Source organism: Aliinostoc maniaoense, assembly GCF_058172895.1.
In genome coordinates, this window is sequence record NZ_CP187952.1 from 478879 (window position 1) to 493250 (window position 14372).

Here is a 14372-nt window from a genome sequence, read left to right on the forward strand (position 1 = left end):
TAATTCGGATGTTTTAAAAAGTTTTAAAAAAGTTTAAAATTGTTGAAGAAAATCTAAAATTTGCTTGCCTTTAAAACCTTTGGCAAGTTGACGTAAATGATTGGCAAAGGGTATTAATTTTTTGTCCAATTCCTCTAATTGTTGAGTTCTTTCAGAAATAGCCCTCAAGTTACCTCGCATGGCTAAATCGAGCAAAATTGTTAATTCTTCAGATGGTGGAGTAGCCAGTTGCGAGTCTGGGATTTGAGGGTGTGGTTGATCATCTTCTGGTTTGGGTGAAAGCTTTCTTTCATGTTGATAAATCCATTGCAAGTTTAAATGAAATTGTAACTTTTCTAAAAGATTATTAATCTGGATGGGTTTGGGTAGAAAATCGTTACAACCAACTTCCTGACTCTGTTGTTGTTCCACATCAAAAACACTGGCGGAAATGGCAATAACTACTGTATTTTTAAGTTCTGGTAACATTTTAAGCCGGCGTGTAGCTTCAAAGCCATCCATGCGATTCATTACTAAGTCCATGAAAATCACATCTGGTTGAAATTCACAGGCTTTATTAATAGCATCTACACCGTCTGTTGCTTCTAGCACTGTAAAACCCAAAGGTTGAAGTAAATTAACTAAAATAGCGCGATTTTCCCATTTATCATCTACTATCAATACTTTACGTCTAGAACCAATAAAAGCAACTATATCGCCTGTTTCAGTGCTATCGGTATGAGTGGAGTAGACAGCTTCAGGTAAATCTAAGTCTAGCCAAAAAATACTACCTTTTCCTAAATTACTTTTAACATTTAGTTCACTCCCCATAAGTTGAACTAATTGACGGCTAATCGCTAATCCTAAACCTGTACCTTCAGTTTTCAGGCTATCTTGAGCTACTTGCTGAAAAGGCAGAAAGATTTCTTCTAATTGCTCTGCTGCAATACCAATGCCTGTATCTTCTACATAAAATCTGATTTGTGTTTGGGAATACTCAGTATTAATGATTCCTGTTTTTAGTTCCCAATTTTCATGAATAGGTACATATCCTATTTGAAATGTGACACAACCTTTCTCTGTAAATTTAATGGCGTTACTGAGTAAATTAATTAATACTTGTCGCAATCGTTTTTCATCGGCATAGACTATTTTAGGTAAGGTAGAAATTGGTTGATATAATAGTTGGATACCTTTTTGTTCGGCGCGGATACGGCACATTTGCACGATAGTATCTAGAAATTGCGAAAAATGAAATTGTTGGGGATAAAGTTCCATTTTTCGAGCTTCTATTTTAGAAATGTCTAAAATATCATTAATTAAGGTTAATAAGTGTTCGCCACATTGATAAATAATATCAACCCCATTTTTTTGCTGAGGGTTTAAGTTTTTATCTTTCTGTAAAATTTGGGTATAGCCTAAAATGCCATTTAGGGGGGTGCGGAGTTCATGGCTCATGTTAGCAATAAATTCACTTTTAGCACGGTTAGCGGCGGCGGCGATTTCTTCGGCTTTTTGACGTTCTTTAATTTCTCTTTTTAAGAGTTGATTTTTCTCTTGTAACTCTAGAGTTCGCTGTGTGACTTTAATTTCTAAGTTACGATTGTATGCTTCTAAATCATTATAAAGGCGGGCATTTTCAAGAGCGATCGCAGCTTGGGAAGATAACAGTTGTAATACTTCTACTTGTCCTGATGTAAATGCTCCTGAAATTAAGTTATTTTCTAAATATAGGATACCAATCAGCTTACCTTGATTAACAATAGGTGTACATAAAAGAGATTTAGGTTGATGTTGAATGATGTAATTATCTGTGGTAAAAATACCGTTATCTGTGGCATCGTTCAAAACGACATTTTCTTGAGTACGGTGGACGTAATTAATAACTGATATGGGTAATTCTTCAGTTGAGGATACAGAAATTGATTGTTGGATGTGAATTTCTGCATTGGCAAAACTGCCTGAAGCTTCTATATATAAATTTCCCCCTTGTTCTAATAACAATAATCCTCTTTCTGCTCCCGCATTTTCTAAGACAATTTGCATTAATTTAGTCAGCAGCTTTTCTAAAACGATTTCGCCAGATAATGCTTGAGCAGCTTTAACTACGGTAGCCAAATCAATAGCTCCCCCAATATCTGCATTGGCTACTGTTGATATTTTTTGTGTCGATATTTGAGATAAAAATTGAGGATATTTTAATTCTAAATCTTGAACTTTAGCAGTAGCACCCCAGTGCAGATATCCGTAATAAGCATCAGTTAAATAGGTTTGGGCTATTTTGTCTTTACCACAACCAAAGTAAAATTTTGCTGCTAGTTCATTGGCTAGTGCGGCTTCTTGGATGTATCCTTGGGTTTGGGAAGTTGCGATCGCACAATCATAACTCTCCATTGCTTGCCAATTTTGCCCTAAAATCCGCGCTGTTTCCGCTTCTACAAGTTCATACTTGTGCTGAAAGTTCATCGGCGCATGATCTGCCCATTTTCGCATTTTGGCTTGATTGTAGTTAACTTTCTCTAAAAGAGATTTTTGCTGTAGTGGTGGTGCGGTGGGGTAGATGGCAAGTTGCACTAAAGAATCATAAAAATAAAATTGTGGTACATTTAACCACCCTGCAACACCATCTAAATATTGTTCGGCTTGCAGTGCATATTCTCTAGCTTGTTCTAATTCGCCAAACAAATAACATAAAATTAATTTCGCCAGAAATACATAGCATACTACTGTGCGTTCATTTGATTGGATATGCAGGGGTAATAATTGTGCTTCGTTGTAGGCTGTACCAATTAACTGACAAGGGTTTTCAGCTAACCCGATTAAATTCAAAACTACCTGATGAAATACCTGATGCCATTTTAATGCAGTTTCTTGATGAATTTGCGCGATCGCTTGGCTATATCTAGCCATTTCTTGTTCTAAATTCTTTAATTCTGCACCACTCCAAAATAAATATTGGCATTTATTACTAGCTGCATAGCCAGTATGTACTAAATCACCAAATTCTAATCCACTAGAGTAAGCAGCTTCTAAAAGGGGCAATGTTTCTCTGACATGATGTTTTCCATAAATGATGAAAGTAGCTACTTTAAATAATACCTGAGCGCGGACTTTACAAGCATCTAAACTTTCTGCTAGCACTAAAGCTAACTTGCCAAATTTATCGGCTGCTTCAATATCTTGTAATAAGCCACTAAACACAACTCCATAATCAGCAAAGCCACTGGCAGCAAAGGGATTTTTACCGTATTGAATGGATAAATTTACTTGTTCACAAGCCATTAAAATAAATAATGTCGGTGCAGATTGATAAGCAGCAGGGACTAAACTAGCTATGAGGCGTAAAGCTGCTAGTTTATTAGCATCAGTCATGACAGGTAAATTAACTAAATCTGCGCTACTTTTATTTGTTAAATTGGCTGTGGTTTTGTTAATCGCTTGTTGAATATCTACAGTAGTTGGTGCTGCTGGTAGTTTTATTCCCAAAATTTCCAGCACTTGCAAACCTAAATTCACAGCAGCAATTAATTTTCTTTGAACTTCACAACTTTTAATTCGCAATTCATAAATTTTGACTTTTTCTATTTGGGTGTTTGCTTGTTGTAACACTACTTTAGCTAAATGTTCAACTTGCTCAAAGTCACCAATCAAAAATGCTACTTCTGCGGCTTCTTGATGTATAGTTAATGTCAGTTGATACTGCTCATACCAGCTATCTGTTGTTAATAAGCTTAACCCTTGATGCAGATAATCACTAGCAGACTCATAAGCTGTGGCTAGTTTAGCTTTTTGTCCCGCTAGAAGATTAAGTTCGGCTAGCTCAGTTTTTTCTGATGTGAGGCTCAGTAATTCTATACTAGAGTTTAAATGATTAACTAATGTAAAAATATTATCATAGCGTTCTTCAATCGTAGTATTTTGAAGGAGCGATCGCCCAATTTTTAGATGAGTTAACTGTTGCTCAAAATTGGGCATTAATGAATAAGATGCTTGTTGTACGCGGTCATGTAGAAATTTATATGTAATTGGTTGTTGCCTTGCTTGTTGCTCATCAACAACCATAGATTTTTTATAAAACTCATCTACTGGCAAAATTAAACCCGCTTGCAGTGCTTCCCTTAAATCTTCTTGAGTTTCTGCACAAGATTTTTCATGGACAAGACTTAGAAAGTCTAAAGTAAATTTATCGCCAATACAAGCTGCTAACGTCAGAATATTTTGTGTATTAGGTGAAAGTTTCTGAATCAGATTTACCATCAATTCAATTACATTATCTGTAATTTTAATAGTTTGTAGCTGTTTGATATTCCACACCCAACCACCAACGCTAAAATCAAATTTCAAGAAGTTTTCTTGCTGCAAAGATTTAAGGATTTGGTTTAAAAAGAAAGGGTTTCCCTGAGTTTTACTAAATAATAACTCAGCTAGTGGCTCTGACTGATTTAAATCAGTGTGGAGTGTATCACCAATGAATTGTTTTACATGATCTAACTGTAAAGGTTTGAGGAGAATATGCTGAATATCTGCGCGGGATTTTTGAATTTCTTCTAAAGTTAGCAGCAATGGATGAGTTGCATTTACCTCATTGTTACGATATGCACCTAAGATGAATAGATGTTTACTCTGAGGATGTTTAATTAGCAATTGAATTAATTTGAGAGATGCTGCATCTGCCCATTGCAAATCATCTAAAAAAATTACCAGTGGGTGTTCTGCTTGACAAAATACATCAATGAATTGTTGAAATACACGGTTAAATCGGTTTTGAGATTCATACAAACCTACCTGAGTAACTTCTGGTTGAGTGCCAATAATGCGTTCAATTCCCGGAATTACATCAATAATTAATTGACCATTATTACCTACAGCCGCTAAAATTTTGGTTTTCCAAGTCTCTATATTTGGGGAATTTTCAGTTAATATTTGTTGAATTAATTCCTGAAAAGCTTCTATTAAAAAACCGTAGGGAATATGACGTTTAAATTGGTCAAATTTACTACCTATAAAATAACCTTTACTCTTAGCTATCGGTTGAAGAACTGCATTGACTAAAGAAGATTTACCAATACCAGAGTAACCACTAACTAACATTACCTCAGTAGCTCCAAGTCTAACTTGCTCAAAGGCATTAATTAAACTAGCTACCTCTGTTTCTCGACCATAAAGTTTTTGCGGAATTAGAAGTTGACTATATAAATCTAATTGTCCAATAATAAATTCATCAATTTTACCAAAGGTTTTGATTCCCTTCAGACACTTTTCTAAATCAGATTTTAATCCCAAAGCATTGTGATATCTGTCTTCAACATTTTTAGCCAGTAATTTCATCACAATATCAGCAATTATTTCAGGAATTTCTGAGTTAATCTCTTTGGGTGATAAAGGTGTTTTAGCAATGTGACAATGAATTAATTCTAAGGTGTCATTAACAGTAAATGGTAGTTGTCCTGTGAGCATTTCATAAAAAGTGACACCCAATGAATAAAAGTCAGTACGATAATCAATTGTATGATTCATTCGCCCAGTTTGTTCTGGTGATATATAGGCAGGTGTGCCTGTGAGTAAATTGGGTTTTTCTTGAGTGAGCCAGGATGAAATATTAAAACCCAGAATTTTGACTTCATATGTTTGGAGATTGATGAGAATATTTTCTGGTTTAATATCTTGATAAACAATATTATTTTGATGGAGTTCGGCGAGTGTTGTAGCTAGTTGAATGGCGATCTCTAAAAATGTGGCTATATCAAATGTTTTTGTACTCACAATTCTTTTTAATGGGTAGCCACCAAAGTCATCAAAAACTATTGCTAGGCTATTTTGATAGCTTTCTATAGCAATCGGTCTAATAATTCCAGTTAGATTTAATGATTGTAGTATTTTATATTCAGATTTTAATTCTGCAAGTTGTTCTATTGTGGGGTATTCAGATTTAATGGTTTTAATAATTACTGCTGATTTTGCTGAGTCTTTAAAAGCACGGTAAATACAAATATTTTGATTTTCAGTCAGAATTTCAGTGATATTGTAACCAAGAGTTGTAATGCCCATTTTTGATAGCAGTTAAATATAGTAGTGGGTTTTATGATTTTGTCTGAAATTTTTATATATTATTACTAATTGTTTATCACTAATTTGGCTGTTAACCCATTTTTTTACTCAATATAAAATTATGTAATTAAAATTAAAGACATTGCAAGTATTCACTTTGATATAAAATATCATTTTGTTGCAAACAGATGTTTTTCTTGACAGATAAGTTGCGTTTTTCTAGAGTTTGTGGTGCGTTACGGCTTCGCCTAACACACCCTACTGGAACTACTGAACTGTTTAGAGTTTGCGGTGCGTTACGGCTTCGCTTAACACACCCTACTGGAACGACTAAAACTCTCAGGCGGAGTATTGGGCAGGTGCAAGATATGATGGTAATTTGAGAACAATCAATACTTTAAATCTGCTTTGACTAAACAATTGGAAAACTGGACACCTACAAAATACGCTTTATCACTGCATACAACTACACCAGAATTGGGTTTAGCAATTAGTAATTTTTCTGGAGATACTCGTTATCAAGTTTGGAATTTAGGAAGAGAGTTATCAAGTTATGTACATCAATATATAATCGAGTTTATCAAGCCACAAACTTGGGCAGATTTAGGGTTTATTGCGGTGGCTCAAGGCCCTGGAGGTTTTACAGGCACTCGTATTGGTGTTGTTTTGGCGCGAACTTTGGGGCAACAATTAGAGATTCCCGTGTTGGGAATTTCTACTTTAGCAGCAGTCGCTTGGTCTTATGCTAGCAAAAATCAGGAGGCTAGAGCGATCGCAATTGAAATGCCAGCACAACGCGGACAGGTTTTTGGCGCAATTTATCAACTCTCTCTCACTCATGCTGGCTTAATCACTTTATTACCGGAAACTGTATTCACTCCAGAAGCATGGCAGGAAACTCTAGCTAACTGGAACACTGACTATCAGCTATTAGTAGCTACATCTAATTTAGCCGCAACGGTAACAAGTATTTTAGAACTAGCTTATTTTAATTGGCAGTTAGGCCAGCGTCCTCATTGGTCGGAGGTTTTGCCTTATTATGGGCAGCATCCGGTGGTGTAGGAAGTAATGAGTAATGAGTAATAAGTAATAAGTAATAAGTATATGTAGGGGAGGCAAATTGCAGTGTGGATTTTCCTCCTGCAATATTGCCGTTGTGTTAGGCGTAAGCCGTAACGCACCAAAGGCCTTGGTGGTAGGTGTTGTACTCTCGCTGCTAACACACCTTACTGGTGCGGCAAGCCTTAAATATTGCCATAGGTTTTGGATGAAAATGCACTATTTTAGCCTTGACACGCTACTACATATACTTAAATTTTTTCAGAAATTAAATCAGATTCCTATATTTGTTCGATTATTATCAGTCAAATAACTTAATGGATTTTAAAATATGAAGAAATATGCTTTACATTTGTTATTAAAATGTTAGCAAATTGATATAAAAAATAACTAAATATAATTCTAAGTCTCCGGGAAATTAATTAAGTATTTTTGCGGTTGTAAGTCCACAAGTAGTAATTGTACTAGTATGAAATCTAGGGTGAAATTAGTTAATACACCTAGCTAGAAAGCAAGGAGAATGACATGAAGCCGGTAGATTTGACAACCACGGATGGTGTTAATGTTGAAATCAATCCTAATGCTATTTCTGAAATAGTAGAAGTGGAAAAAGAAGAACCGGGATTTCTATTTTTTCCTGGCAAAGAAGCGGTTTATGAAATCCATATGATGGATAAAGAAATATACCGAGTCACCCAAGAAGAACATGAAAAATTAAAAGACTCCTCCCAGTAAGTTTTGATTTTATTTGACAATCTCAACTTTGATCAAAATGACGAGACTGGGGACGCAGGTGAGAAGATGGGCGTGGTGGTGTGTGATTTCGCAATAAGAGTAAAGGAATACTCAGTAGTCCTAAAATGATCACCACTCCTGTCATCAACCAAACTGCCCAGCGATTAGCTTGATAGTCACTGCGTTCAATTTGCCAAAACACTTGGTTGTAACGCCATGCCGCCACAGCAATGGTAAGAATACCAAACATCACAAAAATAAGACCCAAGTTTTCTGAATTAAACCAGGAATTTACTGAGGTTGCCTTTTGCGTAATTATAAGATTAAGCTGGCGTAAAAATAATCCAAAGCGTGCGATCGCTAATCCAAACCCAATCAACGCTATAGAAGTCCTCAGCCAAGCTAAAAAAGTGCGTTCGTTGGCTTGATGTTCCCGTTGACGGTCAATTTTTGGGGTTTTACTCATCAGTATTTTTAGTCCGGTGAGACTAGCGTAACGCACCGATCAAAACATTCCGCGCGTTACTAACACACCCTACATAATATTGGAACTGCATAATTATTTCGTATTTTACAGATATATCAGTATTGGGTTTGCTTGCAACAAACGCCACTCACTTGTGCTTGTCACAATGGTAAATGCCCAACCTGGCATTTTTTGCATCAGTTGATCTCTTAGTACATTTACTCAGGACTTAGTATTGATTGTTTATGGGCATAACTTCATTAAATTAAAGATTGAGTAAAGATGAGGAGCATTTCATCATGAGGTTAAATACCGTCACATTCAATAGGGCAAATTATCAAATTTTTGCAAGTTTCCGCTTATAAAGTTAAGTTTTTTTACTTAGGAAACAAATTTAAACTCAGCCCAGTCACGAAATATACGAAGATTGAAAAACCAACTTTGGTTGGAAATTTTCACTTAACCCTAGTCAAAAATACACAAATAAGGTAATTTATGAAGACTCAAAACTTCAAGAAAACATCTATGAAGGTAGTCAATTCTGTGTTGGCTGCAACTGCGTTAATGACTGCTTATGTTAGCCCTGCCTTTGCTAACACCAAAGTTGAGATTTTAGGCGCAGAATATGGTGGTAACGGTTGCCCCGCAGGATCTGCTAGTGTGAGCGTTAGTCCCGATGGTCAAGAATTAAGTATTCTATTTGATAAGTTTGCTGCCCTAGGGAACAGCGCAGCAGAAAGACGTAAAAGCTGTAATTTGAGTATTCCCATCAAAGTACCCCAAGGCTTTCAAATTTCCCTCTACGATGCTGATTATCGGGGCTATGTTGCGCCTTCAACTTCTGGCAGACTAAGATCAGAATACTTTTTTGCAGGTCAACGTGGCCCTGTTTTTTCCCGGACATTTAGAGGCGAAGTTGACTACAATGTTCGTGATAAGCTAGCAACTGTAGCTAATGTTTGGTCACGCTGTGGCGACAGTTTAAATATGCGCGTCAATGCTTCGATGACAGCTAGTGGTAGAGGGATGGCAACTGTTGATTCTTTTGATCTAGCACACCGTGGTTTGGTTTATCACATCAAATATCGCAGATGCTAGTAATTGACTCAGTAATTACTAATTCGTGTTCTTAAATCGGCTCGGTTTTGAATCTATTGATATGCTGTTCTGTGTCCATATCCCAAATGATAGTAGTAGGGTAAAATAGCGATCGCCAACATATTACCTTCAGCATAGAAGGCGGCGCACATTAGCTAAATGTCATTTTCTTGTAGGTTTGGCATATAATCCCACTAGCCACATCACAGAATTTTAAAGTTAACAGTCATCAGTTATTAGTTATCAGTCAATACCATGACTGTTTAGCCAACACTGCTCAGTGATTGTTAGCTTAAGGAACACCAAAAAATAAATTATCCGAAATGGATGCTTGGGTAGGGTACATCAGTATAAATAATTTCTGCGTATAGTTAGGTTATATCTCACTGACGCACCCTACAGTTTGAATATTTGGCGTTGCATAAATGCGGGATGAATTAAGCTTTTCTATCCAAGTAAACTACCGATTTTTTGCGGCTTTGCGCCTACCCTGCGGGTTCTGCTTGCAGTATGCGCGAAACATAAATCATCCCATTAATCAGCAACACCGAATATTTTATTATCTGTAAGTCCCTGAGATATTGTCTACTCATATCTGCGTTCAAGATGTGGGTAGGCTGGCCTGCGGGTAGAATCTAGGTGTTGGGTATCTTGACATCAGCGCAACCTTGTATATTGAGGGAAGTAGTAAACATTCTCTTTCCCCTACAGCCTTATCTCACCTTACTCGAAACGCCGGGCTTTTTACTCAAAACTTCAGCTTCAGAACTCGGAACATCAAGCAATTTACTGCAACATCCGAGTTCTGAAGCTCACACTTCCCATTCAAAAGTGCAACTGTTGAGTTATTTTCTACAACACTGCTGCTTCAGGCTTGGCTTTTCGAGATTTACGCGTAAACCTTTCCTCAACATTGAAGATATTTGAACATTATCAGTGATGAATCTACCATTAATAGCATCGCAAATAAAGTTAAGCGATCGCACCCGTACACTAGGCTGTTGACTCTGTACCTTTTTTGGGATTTTGTCCATGCAAAAAATGTGCGTAGTTACGATGGCTGAAACTGTGTTTTGAGAAGGCTTTGAGGCACAAATTAAACATCGCGTACAAAATTACTAAAAACCGCCCAAATTTCAACAAAGTCAACAGCCTACCCGTACACCCCCAAATTCCCAACCTCAAGAGCGATCGCCTGCCCCTGCCTTAAAGTTACATTGGGGATATGATGAAATTAGCTTCTGATGAAAAATCTTTATGGCAACAGCATCCAGCCAAGAACCAAAAATCATTCGGACAGAACGTGGATTGACAATCGCCGGCACACGCATCACACTTTATGATGTGATGGACTACCTGAAAGCTCAATATCCACCAAAACTGATTCGTGAGAAACTGGGTCTTAACGATGAGCAGATTCATTCAGCCTTAGCCTACATTGAAACTCATCAGATTGAAGTTGAGGCAGAATACCAAGAATGTCTGCAAACAGCAATGGAAATTCGCCAATATTGGGAAGAGCGAAATCGAGAACACTTTGCAAAAATCGCAGCAATACCACCAAAATCAGGTCAGGAAGCTTTACGTGCAAAACTTCAAGCCTGGAAAGCGCGGATTGAAGCCCAATCATGAACTTTCTGATTGACTACAACTTAACAGGCGATGCCGTTTTATTCTGGGGAATACAATTCATCAACTCATCATGGACAGGATCACTATATCTAACCTAGATGAAAACATCAAAAATATCCTGCAACAACAAGCAGAAAAAAATGGTCGTTCTGTAGAAGCAGAAATCAAAGAAATTTTGCGTATTGCTTTAACGGAAAATCAACAAACCACCATTAATATTGTTACGATGCTAGAAAAACGCTTTGCTCATTTGGGAGAATTTCAAATACCAGAAATCCAACGATAAGCTATACGCCCCATACCTAATAATGAAGTTATACCGGTTCTTGATGAAGATGCACTGTATTCTGTACTGTAGAGACGTTGCATGCAACGTCTCTACATCATTTATTTGGCGCAACTTTATAGAGAATTGGTATTAAGCGATCGCACTTACCTCACACCCCCAAATTTCCAATACATCTAAACAACAATTACCACTAGAAATTACCTAATCGTAGCTATATTTGCCCTTCATTAGAATTTTTTAAGCATGGAAGCTGAGTAATTATGGTTATAATTTAACTATGATTTTTCTATGAAAGTAGAAAAATAAAATATTTTACAGGGGAATCATCGACCGAGTATTACGAGTTTTATCTTCCATCCCTGAATAAATATTAATTAGCCATGCAACTAACTTATCGTGCTGGTAGGTATGAACTGAACCCTACAGATGTTAAGCCTACTAAAAGCTACAGCATAGGTATGTATCGCGGTGTGAAAATTCAGATTCCCACACCTGCGATAACACAACAGACTCGTTCTTCCCGCCAACTGAAATATCGCGGTGCGGTATATAGCAGGTAAGGGATTTCCAACTAAAAAATATGCCATTACTATGTAGGCAGGGGAGCAGGGAGCAGGGAGCAGGGGGCAGGGGGCAGGGGAGATACAGAAAATGTGAACAGAGGAAATTGGAAATTTATTTTCTGGAAGTCCCTAAGATACAGCTACAGTCCCCTTGAGAGCAAAAATCTTTTCAATTATATCTTCTACAACCTTATCAGGTGTTGAAGCTCCAGAAGTGACTCCCACAACAATTTCGCCATCTGGTAGCCAGTTTTCTGAAATTACCAAATCGCCAGTTAATTGTCGATGCTCAATTGCTGTTCTCGACTTAATTCGCTGCACACTATCAATATGATAGGAAGGTAAATTACGTTCTTGAGCAATTTGTTGTAATTGAGTGGTATTGGATGAATTAAACCCACCAATTACCACCATTAAATCTAAGTTGTGTTGCACTAATTCCAACATGGCATCTTGCCGTTCTTGGGTAGCGTCACAAATGGTATTGAAGCTTTGAAAATGTTGATTCAATTCAGTCGGGCCGTATTTCTGCATCATGGTACGCTCAAACAGTTTACCAATTTGCTCGGTTTCGCCTTTGAGCATAGTGGTTTGATTAGCGATACCTACCCGTTCTAAATCTTGATCAGGATCAAAACCGACGGAACAAGCCTTGGCGAATTTTTGTAAAAACTCCTGGCGATCGCCTCCATGTAAAATGTAGTCAGCTACATATTGGGCTTCTTTTAAATTCAGCACAATTAAATACTTACCAGCAAAGGAACTAGTAGCTACAGTTTCCTCATGCTTGTATTTTCCATGAATAATGGAAGTAAAATCACCTTTTTTGTGCTTTTCTACAGTATTCCAGACTTTAGATACCCAAGGGCAGGTGGTATCAACGATTTTACAGCCTTTATCGTTGAGTAGCTGCATTTCTTGGACACTTGCCCCAAAAGCAGGTAAAATCACAACATCTTCATTGCCCACAACCGAGAAATCTTTTTTAGCTCCATCAACGGGGATAAATCCCACCTGCATTTCCTGCATTCGCTGATTTACAGAAGGATTGTGGATAATTTCATTAGTAATCCAGATGCGTTCCGTGGGGAAATGCTTGCGGGTTTCGTAAGCCATAGCCACAGCCCTTTCCACACCCCAACAAAACCCAAAAGCTTGCGCCAACCGGATAGTAACATCACCGCGTTTGAGGACGTAATTGCGATCGCGGATTTCTTGAATTAAATTACTTTGATACTCAGATTGTAATTGAGTAGCCACTTCCGCTTGATGACCAAACCCCTTACGGTTGTAATTCTCAGAATGTTGCAGGGAACGTTTAAAAGCTTTTGTATCCATATCTTTTATTTTTTAGTATCTCCTCTTTTTGATTTTCTCGTGCCATGTCACATTGAGAAAGTGAAAAGTCAAAAATTAAAAATCAAAGGGCATTGGGCATTGGGCATTGGGCATTGGGCATTGGGCATCGGGCATTGGGCATTGGGCATCGGGCATCGGGCATTGGAGTAAATATTTCTCCCTTGTCTCCCTTGTCTCCCTTGTCTCCCTTGTCTCCCCCTGCCCCCTGCTCCCCTGCCCCCTGCCCCCTGCCCCCCTGCCCCCTGCCCCCTGCCCATCCTCACCCGCCATTCCCCAGCCCCTTTTGATAAATCTGCAACGCTGTGCGCCAAACTAGATAACCGGCGGGGTTGAGATGTAAGCCATCGGTGGTTAATTCAGGACGCATATTTCCTTGCTGGTTGGCAAATAAGGAATATAAGTCTAGATATTCCACCCGTTCTTTGACTGCTATGGTTTTTAACTGCTGATTTAATTGCTGAATGCGACTATTGGGAATAGTCAATAACTTCTCTCGTCCTTCCCAGGTAGCGGCTTCTGCCCCATGAGGCAAAATTGATTGGATAAAGATTTTCGCTTTGGGATGGGTTTTTCTGAGATAAATCATCATTTGGCGTTGGTTATCTAAAATTACCTGATCATTTACACCCCGAATCAGATCATTAATGCCAATCATCACAAAAATGGTTTCTGGCTGGGTTTGGTCAAATAAATTTAATCTTTTTAATAATCCATTGCTGGTTTCGCCGGAAATTGCTTGATTGAGCCAATTTCTATCTTTAGGTAATAACTGCACAGGAAACCACAGAGTTAGAGAATCCCCTGCTAAAATGCTTAATTTTTTGGGACGCTGTTCAGCCGCTACTTGGGCTTCTTGCTTGAGGATATCTACCCACTGTTCATAACTGAGTTGATGGCGGGGGCCTAACTCTGGGGTAGCAGACGGGGCTTGATTCCCTGGAACTGGGGAAGATACATTACCGGAAGAAGCGGTCAAACTCTGCTGTCGCCAAATCAGCAGAATGACCGCCAACATCAGGATGCCGTTGGTTGCCAGTAAGAAAAAAGCCCAGATAGGAAAGTGTTTTGCAGTGGTGGACACGACTAGCGAAATTTTCCAATGATTTGACTCAGATTTTAAATCGCTAGTAAGATAATCGCACTA

12 protein-coding genes are annotated in these 14372 nt (G+C 38.0%); 7 read left to right on the top strand and 5 right to left on the bottom strand.

All coding sequences use genetic code 11. The annotated features are described in order from the left end of the window. Nucleotides 1-33: 33 nt before the first annotated feature. Nucleotides 34-6027 (bottom strand): hybrid sensor histidine kinase/response regulator, encoded by a 5994-nt coding sequence (locus tag ACPZ3T_RS02050; RefSeq protein ID WP_490273336.1) that lies wholly within the window; start codon nucleotides 6025-6027, stop codon nucleotides 34-36. Between the two features lie 197 nt (nucleotides 6028-6224). Here ACPZ3T_RS02050 and ACPZ3T_RS02055 point away from each other — a divergent pair, with 197 nt between their 5' ends. The 3 genes from ACPZ3T_RS02055 to ACPZ3T_RS02065 all read left to right on the top strand — a co-directional run bounded on the left by ACPZ3T_RS02055 (nucleotide 6225) and on the right by ACPZ3T_RS02065 (nucleotide 7821). Further along, entirely contained in the window at nucleotides 6225-6410 is a 186-nt protein-coding gene (locus ACPZ3T_RS02055; protein ID WP_490273337.1) for a hypothetical protein, read from the top strand. A gap of 25 nt (nucleotides 6411-6435) precedes the next feature. Beyond that, nucleotides 6436-7089: a tRNA (adenosine(37)-N6)-threonylcarbamoyltransferase complex dimerization subunit type 1 TsaB gene (tsaB, locus tag ACPZ3T_RS02060; protein ID WP_490273338.1), complete on the top strand. Its 654-nt coding sequence runs from the start codon at nucleotides 6436-6438 to the stop codon at nucleotides 7087-7089. Between the two features lie 522 nt (nucleotides 7090-7611). Then, nucleotides 7612-7821, top strand: coding sequence for a hypothetical protein (locus ACPZ3T_RS02065; RefSeq protein ID WP_490273339.1), 210 nt, complete (start codon nucleotides 7612-7614; stop codon nucleotides 7819-7821). Between the two features lie 22 nt (nucleotides 7822-7843). Here the strand turns inward: ACPZ3T_RS02065 and ACPZ3T_RS02070 are convergent, their stop codons facing one another. Then, nucleotides 7844-8287 carry a YidH family protein gene (locus tag ACPZ3T_RS02070; RefSeq protein ID WP_490273340.1) on the bottom strand — a complete coding sequence of 148 codons (444 nt, stop codon included), beginning with the start codon at nucleotides 8285-8287 and terminating at the stop codon, nucleotides 7844-7846. Between the two features lie 495 nt (nucleotides 8288-8782). On the opposite strand from ACPZ3T_RS02070, the gene ACPZ3T_RS02075 reads away from it, so the two are divergent. The 4 genes from ACPZ3T_RS02075 (at nucleotide 8783) to ACPZ3T_RS02090 (ending at nucleotide 11866) form a co-directional block, all read left to right on the top strand. Next, complete coding sequence (locus ACPZ3T_RS02075; RefSeq protein WP_490273341.1) at nucleotides 8783-9385, top strand: DUF4360 domain-containing protein; 603 nt, start codon at nucleotides 8783-8785, stop codon at nucleotides 9383-9385. A gap of 1257 nt (nucleotides 9386-10642) precedes the next feature. After that, on the top strand, nucleotides 10643-11017 hold the full coding sequence (locus ACPZ3T_RS02080; RefSeq protein ID WP_490273342.1) for a DUF433 domain-containing protein: 375 nt from the start codon (nucleotides 10643-10645) through the stop codon (nucleotides 11015-11017). 70 nt (nucleotides 11018-11087) lie between these two features. Next, complete coding sequence (locus ACPZ3T_RS02085; protein ID WP_490273343.1) at nucleotides 11088-11303, top strand: FitA-like ribbon-helix-helix domain-containing protein; 216 nt, start codon at nucleotides 11088-11090, stop codon at nucleotides 11301-11303. 383 nt (nucleotides 11304-11686) lie between these two features. After that, nucleotides 11687-11866: a DUF4278 domain-containing protein gene (locus tag ACPZ3T_RS02090; RefSeq protein WP_490273344.1), complete on the top strand. Its 180-nt coding sequence runs from the start codon at nucleotides 11687-11689 to the stop codon at nucleotides 11864-11866. Between the two features lie 132 nt (nucleotides 11867-11998). Here the strand turns inward: ACPZ3T_RS02090 and ACPZ3T_RS02095 are convergent, their stop codons facing one another. The 3 genes from ACPZ3T_RS02095 to ACPZ3T_RS02105 all read right to left on the bottom strand — a co-directional run bounded on the left by ACPZ3T_RS02095 (nucleotide 11999) and on the right by ACPZ3T_RS02105 (nucleotide 14309). Then, the gene (locus ACPZ3T_RS02095) at nucleotides 11999-13207 is read right to left on the bottom strand and encodes a 4-hydroxy-3-methylbut-2-enyl diphosphate reductase (RefSeq protein ID WP_490273345.1); all 1209 of its coding nucleotides are present in this window, start codon (nucleotides 13205-13207) and stop codon (nucleotides 11999-12001) included. Nucleotides 13208-13282: 75 nt separating this feature from the next. Beyond that, nucleotides 13283-13498, bottom strand: coding sequence for a hypothetical protein (locus ACPZ3T_RS02100; protein ID WP_490273346.1), 216 nt, complete (start codon nucleotides 13496-13498; stop codon nucleotides 13283-13285). After that, complete coding sequence (locus ACPZ3T_RS02105; RefSeq protein ID WP_490273347.1) at nucleotides 13488-14309, bottom strand: SGNH/GDSL hydrolase family protein; 822 nt, start codon at nucleotides 14307-14309, stop codon at nucleotides 13488-13490. Before ACPZ3T_RS02105 ends, ACPZ3T_RS02100 begins: the two co-directional genes overlap by 11 nt. Nucleotides 14310-14372: the final 63 nt, after the last annotated feature.

Excerpts from the sequence above, each read along its gene's own strand:
- ACPZ3T_RS02085 (WP_490273343.1), top strand. The coding sequence starts at position 11,088 with ATGGACAGGATCACTATATCTAACCTAGATGAAAACATCAAAAATATC.
- ACPZ3T_RS02090 (WP_490273344.1), top strand. The coding sequence starts at position 11,687 with ATGCAACTAACTTATCGTGCTGGTAGGTATGAACTGAACCCTACAGAT.
- ACPZ3T_RS02065 (WP_490273339.1), top strand. The coding sequence starts at position 7,612 with ATGAAGCCGGTAGATTTGACAACCACGGATGGTGTTAATGTTGAAATC.
- ACPZ3T_RS02100 (WP_490273346.1), bottom strand. The coding sequence starts at position 13,498 with ATGGCGGGTGAGGATGGGCAGGGGGCAGGGGGCAGGGGGGCAGGGGGC.
- ACPZ3T_RS02080 (WP_490273342.1), top strand. The coding sequence starts at position 10,643 with ATGGCAACAGCATCCAGCCAAGAACCAAAAATCATTCGGACAGAACGT.
- ACPZ3T_RS02095 (WP_490273345.1), bottom strand. The coding sequence starts at position 13,207 with ATGGATACAAAAGCTTTTAAACGTTCCCTGCAACATTCTGAGAATTAC.
- ACPZ3T_RS02070 (WP_490273340.1), bottom strand. The coding sequence starts at position 8,287 with ATGAGTAAAACCCCAAAAATTGACCGTCAACGGGAACATCAAGCCAAC.
- ACPZ3T_RS02050 (WP_490273336.1), bottom strand. The coding sequence starts at position 6,027 with ATGGGCATTACAACTCTTGGTTACAATATCACTGAAATTCTGACTGAA.
- ACPZ3T_RS02075 (WP_490273341.1), top strand. The coding sequence starts at position 8,783 with ATGAAGACTCAAAACTTCAAGAAAACATCTATGAAGGTAGTCAATTCT.